Origin of the sequence: Solimonas terrae (assembly GCF_011067135.1) — a bacterium.
In the GTDB taxonomy this organism is placed as follows: domain Bacteria; phylum Pseudomonadota; class Gammaproteobacteria; order Nevskiales; family Nevskiaceae; genus Solimonas; species Solimonas terrae.
Genome location: NZ_JAAMOW010000001.1, coordinates 539,703 through 553,620, shown reverse-complemented (window position 1 = coordinate 553,620; position 13,918 = coordinate 539,703). Strand labels below are relative to the sequence as shown.

Annotated in this window: 12 protein-coding genes; 4 read left to right on the top strand and 8 right to left on the bottom strand. The window is 65.1% G+C overall.

Annotation, left to right across the window (positions count from 1 at the left end; all coding sequences use genetic code 11):
* Window positions 1-57 precede the first annotated feature (57 nt).
* Window positions 58-1,002 (bottom strand): glycosyltransferase family protein, encoded by a 945-nt coding sequence (locus G7Y85_RS02520; protein ID WP_174839731.1) that lies wholly within the window; start codon window positions 1,000-1,002, stop codon window positions 58-60.
* A gap of 89 nt (window positions 1,003-1,091) precedes the next feature.
* Here G7Y85_RS02520 and G7Y85_RS02515 point away from each other — a divergent pair, with 89 nt between their 5' ends.
* On the top strand, window positions 1,092-2,240 hold the full coding sequence (locus tag G7Y85_RS02515; protein WP_166251194.1) for a glycosyltransferase family 4 protein: 1,149 nt from the start codon (window positions 1,092-1,094) through the stop codon (window positions 2,238-2,240).
* 18 nt (window positions 2,241-2,258) lie between these two features.
* Here G7Y85_RS02515 and G7Y85_RS02510 read toward each other — a convergent pair whose 3' ends face one another.
* The 5 genes from G7Y85_RS02510 to G7Y85_RS02490 all read right to left on the bottom strand — a co-directional run bounded on the left by G7Y85_RS02510 (window position 2,259) and on the right by G7Y85_RS02490 (window position 9,453).
* A complete protein-coding gene (locus tag G7Y85_RS02510; protein ID WP_166251192.1) occupies window positions 2,259-4,004 on the bottom strand; it encodes an ABC transporter ATP-binding protein in 1,746 nt (581 codons plus the stop codon).
* 73 nt (window positions 4,005-4,077) lie between these two features.
* The gene (locus G7Y85_RS02505; protein WP_166251190.1) at window positions 4,078-7,005 is read right to left on the bottom strand and encodes a valine--tRNA ligase; all 2,928 of its coding nucleotides are present in this window, start codon (window positions 7,003-7,005) and stop codon (window positions 4,078-4,080) included.
* A gap of 91 nt (window positions 7,006-7,096) precedes the next feature.
* Window positions 7,097-7,468 (bottom strand): hypothetical protein, encoded by a 372-nt coding sequence (locus tag G7Y85_RS02500; protein ID WP_166251188.1) that lies wholly within the window; start codon window positions 7,466-7,468, stop codon window positions 7,097-7,099.
* Window positions 7,465-7,902, bottom strand: a complete 438-nt coding sequence (locus G7Y85_RS02495; protein ID WP_166251186.1) for a DNA polymerase III subunit chi — start codon at window positions 7,900-7,902, stop codon at window positions 7,465-7,467. The genes G7Y85_RS02500 and G7Y85_RS02495 overlap by 4 nt, the downstream gene beginning before the upstream one ends.
* Before the next feature lie 39 nt (window positions 7,903-7,941).
* The gene (locus G7Y85_RS02490; RefSeq protein ID WP_166251184.1) at window positions 7,942-9,453 is read right to left on the bottom strand and encodes a leucyl aminopeptidase; all 1,512 of its coding nucleotides are present in this window, start codon (window positions 9,451-9,453) and stop codon (window positions 7,942-7,944) included.
* 273 nt (window positions 9,454-9,726) lie between these two features.
* Here G7Y85_RS02490 and lptF point away from each other — a divergent pair, with 273 nt between their 5' ends.
* The 3 genes from lptF to G7Y85_RS02475 all read left to right on the top strand — a co-directional run bounded on the left by lptF (window position 9,727) and on the right by G7Y85_RS02475 (window position 12,469).
* Entirely contained in the window at window positions 9,727-10,809 is a 1,083-nt protein-coding gene (gene lptF, locus G7Y85_RS02485) for an LPS export ABC transporter permease LptF (protein WP_166251182.1), read from the top strand.
* Window positions 10,806-11,870, top strand: coding sequence for an LPS export ABC transporter permease LptG (gene lptG / locus G7Y85_RS02480; protein ID WP_166251180.1), 1,065 nt, complete (start codon window positions 10,806-10,808; stop codon window positions 11,868-11,870). The genes lptF and lptG overlap by 4 nt, the downstream gene beginning before the upstream one ends.
* Window positions 11,871-11,950: 80 nt before the next feature.
* The gene (locus G7Y85_RS02475) at window positions 11,951-12,469 is read left to right on the top strand and encodes a CC0125/CC1285 family lipoprotein (protein WP_241695919.1); all 519 of its coding nucleotides are present in this window, start codon (window positions 11,951-11,953) and stop codon (window positions 12,467-12,469) included.
* Window positions 12,470-12,482: 13 nt separating this feature from the next.
* Here the strand turns inward: G7Y85_RS02475 and G7Y85_RS02470 are convergent, their stop codons facing one another.
* Both G7Y85_RS02470 and G7Y85_RS02465 read right to left on the bottom strand, forming a co-directional pair.
* Window positions 12,483-13,010: an RDD family protein gene (locus tag G7Y85_RS02470; RefSeq protein WP_166251178.1), complete on the bottom strand. Its 528-nt coding sequence runs from the start codon at window positions 13,008-13,010 to the stop codon at window positions 12,483-12,485.
* Between the two features lie 76 nt (window positions 13,011-13,086).
* Window positions 13,087-13,725 carry a diguanylate cyclase domain-containing protein gene (locus tag G7Y85_RS02465; RefSeq protein ID WP_166251176.1) on the bottom strand — a complete coding sequence of 213 codons (639 nt, stop codon included), beginning with the start codon at window positions 13,723-13,725 and terminating at the stop codon, window positions 13,087-13,089.
* Between the last annotated feature and the right edge of the window lie 193 nt (window positions 13,726-13,918).

The window sequence follows — 13,918 nt, the reverse complement described above, 5'->3', positions numbered from 1 at the left end:
AGGACCGGCTTCCGCCCGGCTCGAATCCCGAGCCGTGCAGGAGCGGCCGCCATGACTTTATAGCGGCGTCGATGCGCGACCGAGTGACGTCGTCGTCGACGAAGCCTGCGGCGTGGCGGACATTGTCCGATACGCGAGCTGCAGCGCATCCTTGCGCAGATGGCCGAGGCCGATCTCCTGTTCGATCAGTGCCGGCGACACGATGCCGTTCTCCATGCATTCGCCAAGCCGCGCAAAGAAGAAGCGCTCCTGCGCGATATCCGGGTGCCGGCGATAGTGGCCGCGACCGGCCTTGCCGGTCACGAGCTTGCCGATACTCCGGCCGAGCAGGCCCAGCCTCGAGCGGACCGTCGTGCCGCGCGGCGTGAAGTCGGCGGGCAGGCCGGTTTTCCAGGGTTGCGTGCGGCGGTGCGTGTTGTGCAGCAGACGGGTGTCCGCCGCAAGACGATCGAAATCGTTCCATACCGACGCGAAGGCGGCGACGCTGCCTTCGGGCTCCAGCAGCAGCCACATCCAGTCCCGGTAGTCGCGTTCGAACGCGAACAGCTTTGCGAAGTCCGCCTCCAGCTGCCAGTGCCGAAGTCGCGCGCAGTCGAGCAGCATCACGCTCGATGCGTAGTGCCCGGGACGCCGGAAATCGGCTTCCATGCGCCGCGCCATGATGGCGGCGCCGCCCATGTCGGTGTTCAGAAGCTCGTTGATGTCGCCGATCGCGAACACGTCCGGGTCCATGACGATCGCACGGCCGCTGTAGTCCATCAGCTCCGGTACCGCGAAGCGCAGCGGCGTGAACGACTGCAGATCGTCGTTGCGCCAGACCGCACGGCGACCCTCGCGAAGATATTCGCGGCCTTCGTAGTCCAGCAGAAAGCGCGTGTCGGCAGTGCTGATGATGCGGACGTCGAAGGCGTCGGGGTTGCCGCTGTTGCGCTTCAGGCAGAAGCGGGCGACTTCGGCGCCGATCCGCTGCTTTGGATTAGTATGAATGAAGACGGTATTCATAGATGGCTCGCGGATGTTTTTCGTGTGCCCGTGCCGGGCAGTGACCAACGACCCTTGTGATCCCTTACCCGATTTCCACGCTAGACCTCATGGCGCCGAAGCAGCTGAAGAGCATTCATTATATTTCCCAGGCCAGTGTTCCGTCTCACCAGGCCAGCGCGGTCAACGTCATGATGATGTGCGATGCCTTTGCCGAAGCAGGCTACGACATCAGGCTGCGCGCGCGCCGCGGCCCTGTTGAAGCGTCGCCGCACGCGCACTACGCGCTGCGGCATCGGCTGCATATCGCATTCGACACGAAACTGCAGTCGGCGATCTGGCTGGCATGGCGCTGGCTCTGCCGGCGCGCACGCACGGACGAGGTTTTCTTCGGGCGCCAGATCAGTGCGCTCGCGCTGCTGGCCCGGGCGCGCTACCCGGTCGCGATCGAGCTGCATTCACCGCCCCGCAATGCCCAGCGGTACCAGCAGATTCGCGACCTCATCCGCTCGTCGGGATTCTGCGGCATCGTCGCCATCTCGGGCGAGCTTCGCAACGAGATCCTGAGGCTTTATCCGGAGCTCGATCCTGCCGATCTGTTGCTGGCGTATGACGGCGCGCCGAGCACGGCGATCCGGCCGGTGCACGTCGGCGAGGGGAGCCGCGTGCGCGCGGTGTATTGCGGCAGCGTGCTGCCGGGCAAGGGCGTCGAGACGCTGCTGCGCGCGGCGACGATGGTGCCAGGGGTCGAATTCCACGTCATCGGTGGCAATCCCGCCCAGCTGGCCGCGCTGGGCGAGCTGCCCGCGAACGTCGTGATGCATGGCCAGATGCCGCACGTGCGCGCCATGGAGAAGCTGCGCGAGTTCGACATCGCGCTGGCGCCGTACGGGCAGGTCGTGCACGGCGCACGACGCAAGCCGGGCGGGGCGAATCTCGCGAAATGGATGTCGCCGATCAAGATCTTCGAATACATGGCGGTCGGCCTGCCGATCGTGACCTCCGATCTGGCGGTGCTGCGCGAAGTTCTGGACGATGGTCGTACGGCCCTGCTCAGTACGCCGGATGATGCCGAGTCCCTCGCTGCCGCGGTTCGCCGTCTGGCCGCCGACGCGGATCTGCGTCGCAGCCTGGCGACCGCTGCGCAGGCCGAGCTGTCTGCCCGTTACACCTGGGATCGGCGTGCGCAGCTGATAGCCGATTTCCTCGATGCGCAAATCAGGCGCACGCGCGTCGGTGCTGCCACTGCAGCCAGCTGATCACCGCCGTCGCCACGATCAGACCGCTTCGCGGCGCGTTTCCTGCTGCCGCTCCTGAACGTAACCGCCCTCCAGGCGCAGCACACGGTCCGCCGCGTCGATCCAGGCCGGGTGGTGCGAAATCGCCAGCACGGTCAGCCCCGTCTCGCGCGCCAGCCTGCAGACATTGCCCACGATCAGCTGCTCGGTTTGCGGATCGAGTGCGCTGGTCGCCTCGTCGAGGATCAGCAGCTTGGGTTGATGCACGAGCGCGCGCGCCACGGCGATGCGCTGTCGTTGACCGCCTGACAGCAGTGCCCCCCGCTCGCCGGCAATGGTGTCGATGCCATCCGGGAGCCTGGCGATGAAGTCCCAGGCGCCGGCCTGGCGCAGGGCGCGTGCGGCGTCGTCCCGCGAAAATTCCGGCTGGCCGAGCGTGATGTTGGCGAAGATCGAATCGTGGAACAGCATCAGTTCCTGCGGTACATAACCGGTACGGCCGCGCCACTGCAGCAGATCGATATCGCGCAAGGCGGTGCCATCGACGCGGATGTCACCGTGCGCGGGAACCTGCAGGCCGAGCAGCAGATCGACCAGGGTCGTCTTGCCGGCTCCCGAAGCCCCGGTCAAGGCGACGATTTCGCCGCTGTTCACCGAGAAGCTGGCGTGTTTGAGAATGTCGTGCGCACCGAACGAAAACGAGACATCGCTGAATGCGAATCCGCGATCGAAGGTCGGCGCGCCGCGGCCGCTCGCGGTCTCGCGTTCTGCGCGTGCTTCGTCGGTGACCTCGTAGACCGCGGTGAAGCCGCTTTCGTTGGCATAGATCGTCTGCAGTTCCTGCTGCGCCTTGCCGACGACGTTGACCGTCTTGGTCAGCAGCAGGCCCATGACGATGACTTCGCCGACCGGCATCGCAAAGACTTTCAGCGCGAAATAGATGCCGATCAGCAGGCACAGCGCGAGGATCGGCTCCTGCAGTGCCTTGTTGGTGTTTTTTGCGAAAACCTGGCGGCGGATGGCTTTCTTGATCGCTTTCAGATCTTCGGTGAACAGCGCGTTGAAACGTGCCTGCCGCGCCATCGCCTTCATCGGCTTGATGCCGACCAGCACGTCGGTGAGGCGTGACACCAAAGAGCGCATGCGGTTGGTCTGGATGCGCGCGCTGTTCTTGGACGCCAGGATCAGGCGGTTCAGCGACACGATCATCACGGCGCTGACGAGGATGGCGAGCACGGCCAGTTGCCAGCTGGCGATCGCGGCGATCACCAGATAGATCAGCGCCTGCATCGATTGCGAGAACATCTGCGTCATCGAGTTGTAGGCTTCACCGGCCTTCTGCGCTTCGCCACTCAACGCGCTCGAAAACCGCCCCACCGGCTGCCGCACGTAAAAGCCCCAGCGGGCATGCATGACGGCATCGATCATGTCGAGCCGCAGCCGGGCGACCACTTCGGCAACGGTGCGGCCGACCAGACGCAGCGCCAGCAAGGTCACGGCGGCTTTGGTCAGCAGCCCGCCGCCGATGATGAACAGCAGCAGCACCGGATCATGCGGCATGCCGAGCTTGTCGAGCACCCCCAGGATCGTGCGGCTCAGCGCATTGGCTTTCGATGCGTTGTCACCGAGTACGGCCACCAGCGGCAGGATCGTCGCGATGCCGATGCCTTCCGCGGCGCCGGCGAACGTGATGGCGAACGCGACGAGCAGATTGCGGCCGGCCGACACGGTCGTGACGATGCGCCAGATCAGGGCTGCGCCGTGGCGCTTGGGAGACTCGGTCATGACGAATAGAAGGGCGCGCGGCAAGGCGTGGCGCATGCGCGAGTATAGCGGCCCCGATCGCCGGTGCCGGGCATCACAGCGCGGCGATGTCGGTGGATTGCCGCTGCAGGATTTGCAGCTCGGCCTGCAGCTTCGCCAGATGCTGGCGGGCCTGATCCTGGACGTTGGCGGGGGCCTTGCCGAAGTTCGGGTTGTCGATGCGGCTCTGCGTCTTCATCACGTCGGTTTCGAGCTTGGCGATCTGCTTGCCGAGGCGTGCGAGTTCCGCATCCTTGTCGATCAGGCCGGCCATCGGCACCAGCAGGCGCGCGGTGCCGAGCAGCGCCGTCGCCGACTGCGGTGCGCTGTCACCGGCTTCGAGCACGCGTGGCGTCTCGACTCGTGCAAGGAATTCGATGGCGTTCCGCATGCGTGCCAGTCGGGCGATGTCCTCGGCCGAGCCCTCCTGCAGCAGCAGCGGCAGCGGCTTGCCCGGCGCGATGTTCATTTCGCCGCGGATCTGCCGCACGCCGAGGATGAAGGCCTTGAGCCACTCGATGTCGGCCTCTGCGGCTTCGTCGATCTTCGCCGGCTCGGCGCGCGGGTAGACCTGCAGCATGATCGTGTCGCCGGTGATGCCGGCCAGCGGCGCGATGCGCTGCCACACTTCCTCGGTGATGAATGGCATCAGCGGATGCAGCAGGCGCAGCGCGGCTTCCAGCACGCGCAGCAGCGTGCGGCGCGTGCCGCGCTGCTGCGCGGCCGAGCCCTGTTGCAGCGCCGGCTTCGACAGCTCCAGATACCAGTCGCAGTACTCGTTCCAGATGAACTGGTAGAGCGCGGTCGACAACAGATCGAAGCGATAGCCCGCAAAGTGTTCGGCCGCTTCCGCTTCGAGCTTCTGCAGCTTCGAGATGATCCAGCGGTCCGCGTCGGACAGTTCGACGGGCAGCTTGCCGTCCCGCCCGCAATCCTGATCCTCACAGCTCATCAGCACGTAACGCGCCGCGTTCCAGATCTTGTTGCAGAAGTTGCGGTAACCGGCGGCGCGGCCGGCATCGAAACGGATATCGCGCCCCTGTGTCGCCAGCGCGGCGAACGTGAAGCGCAGCGCGTCGACACCGACTGCAGCGATGCCCTGCGGATAGTCCTTGCGCGTCTTGGCCTCGATCTTCGGCGCCGTTTCCGGCTTCATCAGGCCGGTCGTGCGCTTCTTCACCAGGTCTTCGAGCGCGATGCCGTCGACGACGTCGAGCGGGTCGAGGACATTGCCCTTGGACTTCGACATCTTGTTGCCTTCCGGATCGCGGACCAGGCCGGTGATGTAGACCTCGCGGAACGGCACATCATTCTGGAAGTACTGGCCCATCATCACCATGCGTGCGACCCAGAAGAAGATGATGTCGAAGCCGGTCACCAGCACGCTCGACGGATACCACTTCTTCAGCGCTTCGGTCTGCTCGGGCCAGCCGAGCGTTGCCATCGGCCAGATGTCCGACGAGAACCAGGTGTCGAACACGTCCTCGTCCTGGCGCAGCGACAGATCGGCAGCAAGCCCGTGCTTGATACGGACTTCGGCCTCGTCGCGGCCGACATAGACATTGCCCGCATCGTCGAACCAGGCCGGGATGCGGTGACCCCACCACAGCTGGCGGCTGATGCACCAGTCCTGGATGTTGTGCAGCCACTGGAAGTAGGTGGTCTTCCAGTTGTCCGGCACGAAGCGGATGCGGCCGGACTCGACGGCGTCGATCGCGGGCCTGGTGATCGCCGTCAGACCGCCCGGACCGGGCTGGCCGTCGTGGCGTGTCTCGCGCGTCAGGTCGACGAACCATTGATCGGTCAGGTAAGGCTCGACGACCGCGCCGCTACGGTCACCGCGCGGCACCTTCAGCTTGTGATCGTCGATCTTGTCGACGAGACCCAGCGCTTCGAGGTCGGCGACGATCTGCCTGCGCGCGACAAATCGGTCTAGGCCCCGGTACTTCTCGGGTATTAGCGTGTAGTCATAGACCGACGTCCACATCGTGACTGACTTAACGCCTGGACGCACCTCAGCTCTTCGCCGAATTTCATCTACGATCGGACTGTCATTGGCAGACGAAATAATCGTTGCTGTCTTCGTGAAAATATTGAAAATCGGCAGACCGTGGCGCTGGCCGAGCGCATAGTCGTTGAAGTCGTGAGCCGGCGTGATTTTCACGCAGCCGGTGCCGAATTCGCGGTCGACGTAATCGTCGGCAACGATCGGAATCCCGCGATTCGTCAGCGGCAGCAGCACGCTTTTGCCGACGAGGTGCGCGTAGCGCTCGTCGTCCGGATGCACCGCCACGGCGGTGTCACCGAGCATCGTTTCCGGGCGCGTGGTCGCGACGACGATGTAGTCCTTGCCGTCGGCGGTTTTTGCCCCGTTCGCGAGCGGATAGCGGAAGTGCCAGAGCTTGCCGTTCTCTTCCTCGCTGACGACTTCGAGATCGGAGATCGCCGTCAGCAGCACCGGGTCCCAGTTGACGAGGCGCTTGCCGCGATAGATCAGGCCGGCGTCGTAGAGTCTGACGAAGTGCTCGATGACCGCCTTCGAATACGACGGGTCCATCGTGAATGCTTCACGCGACCAGTCGACGCTCGAACCCATGCGGCGGATTTGCCCGCCGATCGTGCCGGCCGAGTATTGCTTCCACTCCCAGACCTTCTCGACGAATTTCTCGCGCCCCAGCTCGAGCCGCGCCGGTTCGCCGGCGAGCTTGAGATTGCGCTCGACGACCATCTGCGTGGCGATGCCGGCGTGATCGGTGCCCGGCTGCCACAGCGTGTCCTTGCCCGACATGCGCGCGTGGCGGGTCAGCGCATCCATCACCGTGTGCTGGAAGGCGTGACCCATGTGCAAGGTGCCGGTGACGTTCGGCGGCGGGATCATGATGCTGTACGGCTCGCCCTTGCCCGATGGCGCGTAGCAGCCTGTTTGTTCCCAGCGGTCCCGCCAGCGCGCCTCAACGTCGCGCGGCTCGAATGTCTTGTCCATGGCGTTTTTTGATCTTGCAGGGCTGGCGCGCCGTGGCTGGGCGCGAGCGGGCGGCTATTTTACGGGCACGGGACGAATCCCGTGCGGGTGGCTACTGGCGGGCGCCGCAATCCGGTCCGTGGCTGACTTCGACGGCGGCCACCTTGCCGGTGTCGCCGGGCACGACCACGACCTGATCGCGATTTTCGCAGGCGAAGCTGATCGTGCCGGGGCGCCGCGCACATTGCAGGAAGTGCGCATTCTCGTGGTCGTTGCCGCGCTCGTCGGTATAGGCACCGCGCTGCGGACTGCAGCTGAAACCCAGGCTGGCGAGATTCGCTTCTGCGGTGTCGAGGCTGGCGCCGACCGGAACCTGCCGATGCACCTGGGCGACGACATCGGCATCCGGGGTCAGGCTGAACAGGCTGCAGCCGCCGAGCAGTGCGGCCGTGGCAAAAGCGGCGGCAAGCGTTTTGATGTTCACAGTTTGTGTGTACTCAGTTCGTAGCCGCGGTCACGATAAAACTTGTAGCGCTCGCGCGATCTGGCGCGCGCTTCGGCGTCGGCGGCGACGATTTCGAGCACGCGTTCGAAGCGGCTGAACCAGTCCGGTACGTCGAGGCCGAGATTGAGCATCACGCCATGATGCGACTCCGGCGGTTCGACCGCACCGATCAAGACCGACGGCAGCGGCTCGTCGAGCGGTTCGCCGTCATAGCGTTCGTGCGCCAGGAAGCCGCCCTGCTGAAAGCTCCACAACGCGCCGTCGAGATCTTCGGCGATCGCTTCGTCCGGCGAGTTGACGTAGACGCGATGGCCGCCGGCCGTCGCCTTGTCGCAGAGCTTGCACGCCGTCATCACGGGGCCGGCTGCCGGACCGGCGCCGTCCGGCAGGATGTAGAAATCGATACGCGTCATGCGCGGCATTCTATGCGAATGCCGCGCATGCAAGGCGGATCAATCGTGCTTCTTCGCGGCGACGTTGAGCAGGTACTGAACCAGCATCGGCACCGGTCGGCCGGTCGACTTCTTGCCGACCCAGGCGGTGCCGGCGATGTCCAGATGCGCCCATTTCATCTTGCGCGTGAACCGGTGCAGGAACACGGCGCCGATCGTCGCCCCGGCTTCGCCGGCGCCGCGCGTCGCGATGTTGGCGATATCGGCGCACTCGCTCTTGATGTTGTCGTCGTAATCCGACCACATCGGCAGTTCCCAGGCCCGGTCACCGCTCTGTTCGCCGGCGCCGAGCAAGGCTCGCGCGAGCGCCGGGGTGTTGCTGAACAGGCCGGTCGCGACGCTGCCGAGCGCGACGACGCAGGCGCCGGTCAGGGTCGCCATGTCGACGCAGAAGCTGGGCTCGTAGGTCTGTTCGACGTAGGTGAGTGCGTCGCAGAGGATCAGGCGGCCCTCGGCGTCGGTGTTGAGTATTTCGATGGTGATGCCGGACATGCTGGTGACGACGTCGCCCGGCTTGTTGGCTTCGCCGTTGATCAGGTTTTCGCTGGCGGCGACTACGCCGACGACATTGATCGGCAGTTTGAGTTCAGCGATCGCCGTCAGGGTGCCGAATACCGAGGCGCCGCCGCACATGTCGAACTTCATCTCGTCCATCTTCGCTGCCGGCTTGATCGAGATGCCGCCGGCGTCGAAAGTCAGGCCCTTGCCGACCAGGGCGATCGGCTTTTCGTTTTTCGGCCCCTTCAGATACTCCATGATGATCAGCTTCGGCGGCTCGCTGGAACCCTTGGCGACCGACAGCAGCGAGCCCATGCCGAGCTTCTCCATGTCGGCCTTTTCGAGAATCCGGGTCTTGATCGGCAGCTGCGTCGCCAGCTTCCTGGCCTGTTCGGCAAGATAGCTGGGCGTGCAGATGTTGCCGGGCAGATTGCCGAGGTCCTTGGCCAGCTTCACGCCCTTGGCGGTCGCCAGCGATTCCTTCAGTCCGCGTTCGCCGGCAGGCAGATCGGAACGGCGCGGCACATCGAAGGTGTAACGCTCGAGCTTGGCCGCGCTGATGTCCTCGCGCGCCTTGGCGCCGCGGCAGTCATCGAAGCGGTAGAAGACATCTTCCGTGGCGAGCAACGCCTGCGCGACATTCCACTGGTAATCGCGGCCTTTGAGCGCCAGGTGCGTCAGATAGGACACCGCGTCGATCGCGCCGGTCTGGCGCAGCGCCCGTGCGGCGGCAGCCTGGACCTTGCGGAACGCTGCCTCGTCGAAGTTGCGCTCGCGGCCGAGCCCGACGAGCATCACGCGATCGGCGAAACTGCCGGCGACATTGTGCAGGATCAGCGTCGAGCCGAGCTTGCCGTCCATGTCGCCACGACGCATCACCGCGCCGATCGCACCGTCGCTGACCTTGTCGATTTTTTCCGCGGCCTCGGTCGGCGAGCGTCGATCGAAAATGCCGACAATGATGCAGGCAACGCGCTGTTTTTCGGGACTTCCGCTTTTTACGAAATATTCCATGAGGTACTCGTGCGTGGGAGATGCCCCGGTTTTCCTGAAATCGTCCGTCGCCGGCGGCCGTCCGCCGGGCGGCGTCGAACAATGCGGGCTGGCAATTCTCGAGGAGTACGGGGGATTTCACATTCTAGCCGCTCGATCTGCCGCGACAAGCCACGACAAACCCCGGGTTCGCGCGCGCCGGACAGGGCAAGCAAATATTCAGGGCGGTTCGCGCGATAATCGCCGCCCCCGGCAGCGGATCGCGCGATCCGCCGCACATGACGAACAAGGACAATGAGAGGCGTACTCGGACGGTATCTACTGCGGGAAGCCGGTGTCGCCTGGTTCGGCGTGACGCTGGTGCTGCTGGCGATCATGGTGTCGACGCGTTTCGCGCGCTTTCTGGCCGAAGCCGCGGCCGGCGATCTGCCGCAGGACCTGCTGTTGCAGGTGGCCGGTCTGTCGAGCCTGCAGTATCTGGTGTTGCTGATTCCGGTCTCGCTACTGCTGGCCATCATGATGGCGCTCGGCCGCTTGTACCAGGACAACGAAGTCGCGGCGATGACCGGCTGCGGCGTCAGCCTGTGGACGCTGTATCGCCCGTTCCTGCTGCTTGGCGCCGCGCTTGCGGTGCTGACCGCACTGCTCGCGTTCCAGATCGGCCCCTGGGCGGGCCGCACGTCGGACTATCTGGTCAAGGATGCCGCGCGCTTCATCAAGTACAACCCGTTCGAGGAAGGCCGCTTCAAGTCGATCGGCGATGATCGTGCGGTCGTGTTCACCGAAAAGATGAATGCCAGCGGTGATCAGCTGGAGAACGTGGTCGCGCAGATACACGAAAACAAGGCGACCAGCTTCGTGACCGCTCGCAGCGGCACGCAGTCGGTCGATGCGCAAACCGGCGACCGCACGATCGTGCTGCGGCAGGGGCATCGCTATGTCGGTGAGCCGGGTTCCGCGCAATTCGACGTCGTCAGCTTCGACACGCTGACCACCAACGTGAAGCCGCCACAATTCATGTACAGCTCGTCGAAACGCAAGATCGAGCCGACCGGTCGCCTGCTCGGTACCGGTGATCCGCAGGATCGTGCCGAGTTGCAGTGGCGGATCGGCGCGCCGATCGCCGTGCTCGTGCTGACCCTGCTGGCCGTACCGCTGTCGTACGTCCGTCCGCGTCAGGGCCGTTACGGCAAACTGGTGATCGGCATCCTCGCCTATCTGGTCTATTCACAGCTGCTCGGCATCGCACAAAGCTGGGTCGCCAAGGACAGGCCGCTGGGGCACTACGGCCTGTGGTGGGTGCATGTGCTGATGCTCGGCTGGGCGCTGCTGTTGATTGCCCGCCAGCAGAACTGGCTGCGCCGGGTGCGCGCATGAGGCGCCTGTCGCGGCATCTGGTGTCCCATATTGCCGGCTTCTCGGCCATCATCGGCCTGGCGCTTGTGGCGATCTACACCTTCATCAGCTTTGTCTCGGACATCGACCAGACCGGGCAGGGCGAGTTCGGCATTGCGCAGTTGCTGTACTACACGCTGATGATGATCCCGACCGGCCTCTACACGCTGATGCCGGTCATCGCGCTGCTCGGGACCTTGATGGGCCTGGGTGCGCTGGCAGCGCAGAACGAGGTCACGGCGATGCGCGCCGCCGGCATGACCGTCATGCAACTCGGCCTGGCGACACTGATGGCCGGCGTGCTTCTCGGTGGTCTGGACATCGTGCTCGGCGATGTACTGGCGCCGGCCGGCACGCAGGCGGCCCGCAGCTTCCGCAGCGAAACGCGCGACGGTGTGCCGGCCGGACTGGTGGCGCGGCCGCTGTGGTTGCGTGACGGGCAGTCGGTCGTGCACATCGGCACGCTGAAGTCGGAGCGGCAGATCGAAAATGTCGAGGTCTACGAACTGGGTGACGATCTGTCGCTGCAAAGCGCGCTGCACGCGGATCGTGGCGAGTTCGTCGACGGCCACTGGCACCTGAGCGGCATCACGCGCACCCGTTTCGAGACCGATCGCACGCTGGCCGAGAAGCTGCCCTCCCTGGATGTGGACGGTCATCTGTCGCCGGAGGTCCTGCGCCTGTTCGTGCTGGAGGCCGACAGCCTGACGACGCCGGGCCTCGTGCGTCTGATCCGCTATCTGGAACGTAACGGCCTGGACGCCAGCGCTTACCGGCTGTCGCTGTGGCGCAAGCTGGTGGCGCCGCTGACCGTGGTGGCGATGATGCTGTTCGCGGTTCCGTTCATACTCGGCTCGCAGCGCGGTGGCGGTGCCGGACAGCGACTGCTGGTCGGTATTCTCGTTGGCCTCGTGTTCTACGTGGTCAACGAGGTGACGGCCAGCATGGGGCAGATCTACGACTGGCCGCCGCTGCTGGCAGCGGGTTCGCCGACCGCGGCTCTGGCAGGTCTGGCGATTTTGCGCCTGCGGCGTGCGAGCTGAGGCGACACGGAAAACTTTGTCCGCTAAATTTGATCCAAGTACTGCCGGAGCCCGTTCCGGATCTGCGCCGAGGACTTTACATGTTCAACATCCCGTCACGACTCCCGCGAATCGCCGCTCTGGCCCTGCTGGCCGGTGCCGCCGGATGTGCCAGCGTCACGCCATATCAGCCGGTCGACAAGGGCTACGGCTATTCGGAGCAGCAGATCGAAAAGAACCGCTTCCGGGTCAGCTTTGCCGGCAATTCCGACACGCCGAAGCAGACGGTTGAAACCTATCTGCTGTTCCGCGCCGCCGAGTTGACCCTGAAGTCCGGTTACGACTACTTCGTGCTGGCGTCCGACAGCACCGATGCCAGCACGACCTACCTTCAGAACTTCGACGGTTTCTACGGCTGGGGCCATTACTATTGGGGGCCGCGCAGCGCCTTCGGTGGCCTTGGTGCGTCGACGGCGACACCGGTGACTCAGTATGTCGCGCAGGCCAACGTCGTGATGTTCACGGGGCAGAAAAAGGAGAGCGACGTGCAGGCATTTGATGCGCGCGAAGTACGCAAGAACCTCGAGCCGTCGATTGTGCGGCCGGTCCCGAAAAGCTAGCGCCGCCGCGCGTTCATCCGATTGATTTTGCGGCGGGCTTCGGCAGCAATACCAGATGGCTGCCGCTGAGCCAGTCGTGCGGCGCCCGCAGCCGGCGATCGAACAGCATCAAGGCCAGCATGGCCATGGTCAGTCCGCCGCAGATCATGGAAGCGATCGCCGCATGCGGTTCGACACGCAGCGGCGGCGTCAGCGCCAGCAAGGGCGTCAGCGCCACCCCCCAGACCAGCAGCATGCCGGCATAGCGGACCGCCGCGCTGACCATGTTGAGCGTGTCGCCGTTGTCGCGCAGGACGCGCAGGCGCCACACGCGCATGCCGAGCGTCTGCCCGCCATGCGTCCAGAACCAGCCGAAAAATCCGAGCCAGACGACAAACACATACAGCTGCAGGCTGCCCCAGCTGCGCGAGGCGCCGGCCAGTTCGCGCAGCACGGCGTCGATCAGAACGGTGACCATCCACAGCGCGAGCATCAGCAGGCCGTCGTAAGTGGCGGCGATCAGGCGTCGCCACAACGGGGCGGGAGGAAGCGATTCGATCATGAGCGCGGCCGGCAAGGGGCGCTCAGGATAGCCAGCCGACGCCAAAAGGAAAGAGCGGCGGCGAGGGTGCGCGGGATCAGGCCGCGAGGTGGCGGATGCTGCGCTTGCCGGGTGCTGCGGCGGTCTGGCTGATGTTGGCGGTGCGGGCGGCGGCCATCAACAGCTGTCTCGGGCTCTGGCCGTCGTCGGGAAACGTGCCGCAGCCGACGTGCGCCTGCGGATTGATCCGCTTGCCGTCGATCTCCATCGGCAGTGTGCACGCGGACAGCAACTGGTCGCGCAAGAGTTGCGGCGCACCTTCCATCGGTTCGCGCATGCGCAGCAGCGCGAACTCGAAACGGCCGTAGCGCGCGAGAAAGTCCTGCGGCCGGACCAGCTGCTGCAGGCGCCCGGCAACGACGATCATCGCCCGGGTGTCGTCGCCTTCGACGCGGAGCGTGCCGTAGAACAGATCGAATCGCGTGCGATTGCGCGAGCAGCGCTGGATGAAGCTCACGGCTTCCTGCTGGAACGACGGCCGATTGCGCAGCATGGTTTCGGGGTCGTGCAGGTTCAGTGTACGTGCCCGGTCGGCTTGTTCTCGCTGGCTGTGATCGTCGCGTTGCCGCGATTGCCGCCGAGCGTTCGCGTAATACCCGGCAAGCGCGGCAACGACGAGGCCGGCAACTATCATCAGCTCGACGCCGTGGCCGCCGCTGGCTGCAAGGATGCTCAAGGCAGTTCTCTGTCTGCGGGTTCAGCTGCAAGCATGCGGCATCGTCGCCGGGCTGCGCGATGCCGCTGCTCCGTTGACCGATGCCGGTCATCGGACGGCGATCCGCTGAAGGCCGTTTGCCGGGCCGCAGCGACCGCCCGCCCGACATCGGAGGCGCGGGTGAATTGCTAAACTTGCGCGGACGTCATTCCAT

Coding starts and splice junctions, on each gene's coding strand:
- G7Y85_RS02495 (WP_166251186.1), bottom strand. CDS start 7,902: ATGACGCGTATCGATTTCTACATCCTGCCGGACGGCGCCGGTCCGGCA.
- lptG (WP_166251180.1), top strand. CDS start 10,806: ATGAGGCGCCTGTCGCGGCATCTGGTGTCCCATATTGCCGGCTTCTCG.
- lptF (WP_166251182.1), top strand. CDS start 9,727: ATGAGAGGCGTACTCGGACGGTATCTACTGCGGGAAGCCGGTGTCGCC.
- G7Y85_RS02490 (WP_166251184.1), bottom strand. CDS start 9,453: ATGGAATATTTCGTAAAAAGCGGAAGTCCCGAAAAACAGCGCGTTGCC.
- G7Y85_RS02515 (WP_166251194.1), top strand. CDS start 1,092: ATGGCGCCGAAGCAGCTGAAGAGCATTCATTATATTTCCCAGGCCAGT.
- G7Y85_RS02505 (WP_166251190.1), bottom strand. CDS start 7,005: ATGGACAAGACATTCGAGCCGCGCGACGTTGAGGCGCGCTGGCGGGAC.
- G7Y85_RS02520 (WP_174839731.1), bottom strand. CDS start 1,002: ATGAATACCGTCTTCATTCATACTAATCCAAAGCAGCGGATCGGCGCC.
- G7Y85_RS02510 (WP_166251192.1), bottom strand. CDS start 4,004: ATGACCGAGTCTCCCAAGCGCCACGGCGCAGCCCTGATCTGGCGCATC.
- G7Y85_RS02475 (WP_241695919.1), top strand. CDS start 11,951: ATGTTCAACATCCCGTCACGACTCCCGCGAATCGCCGCTCTGGCCCTG.
- G7Y85_RS02470 (WP_166251178.1), bottom strand. CDS start 13,010: ATGATCGAATCGCTTCCTCCCGCCCCGTTGTGGCGACGCCTGATCGCC.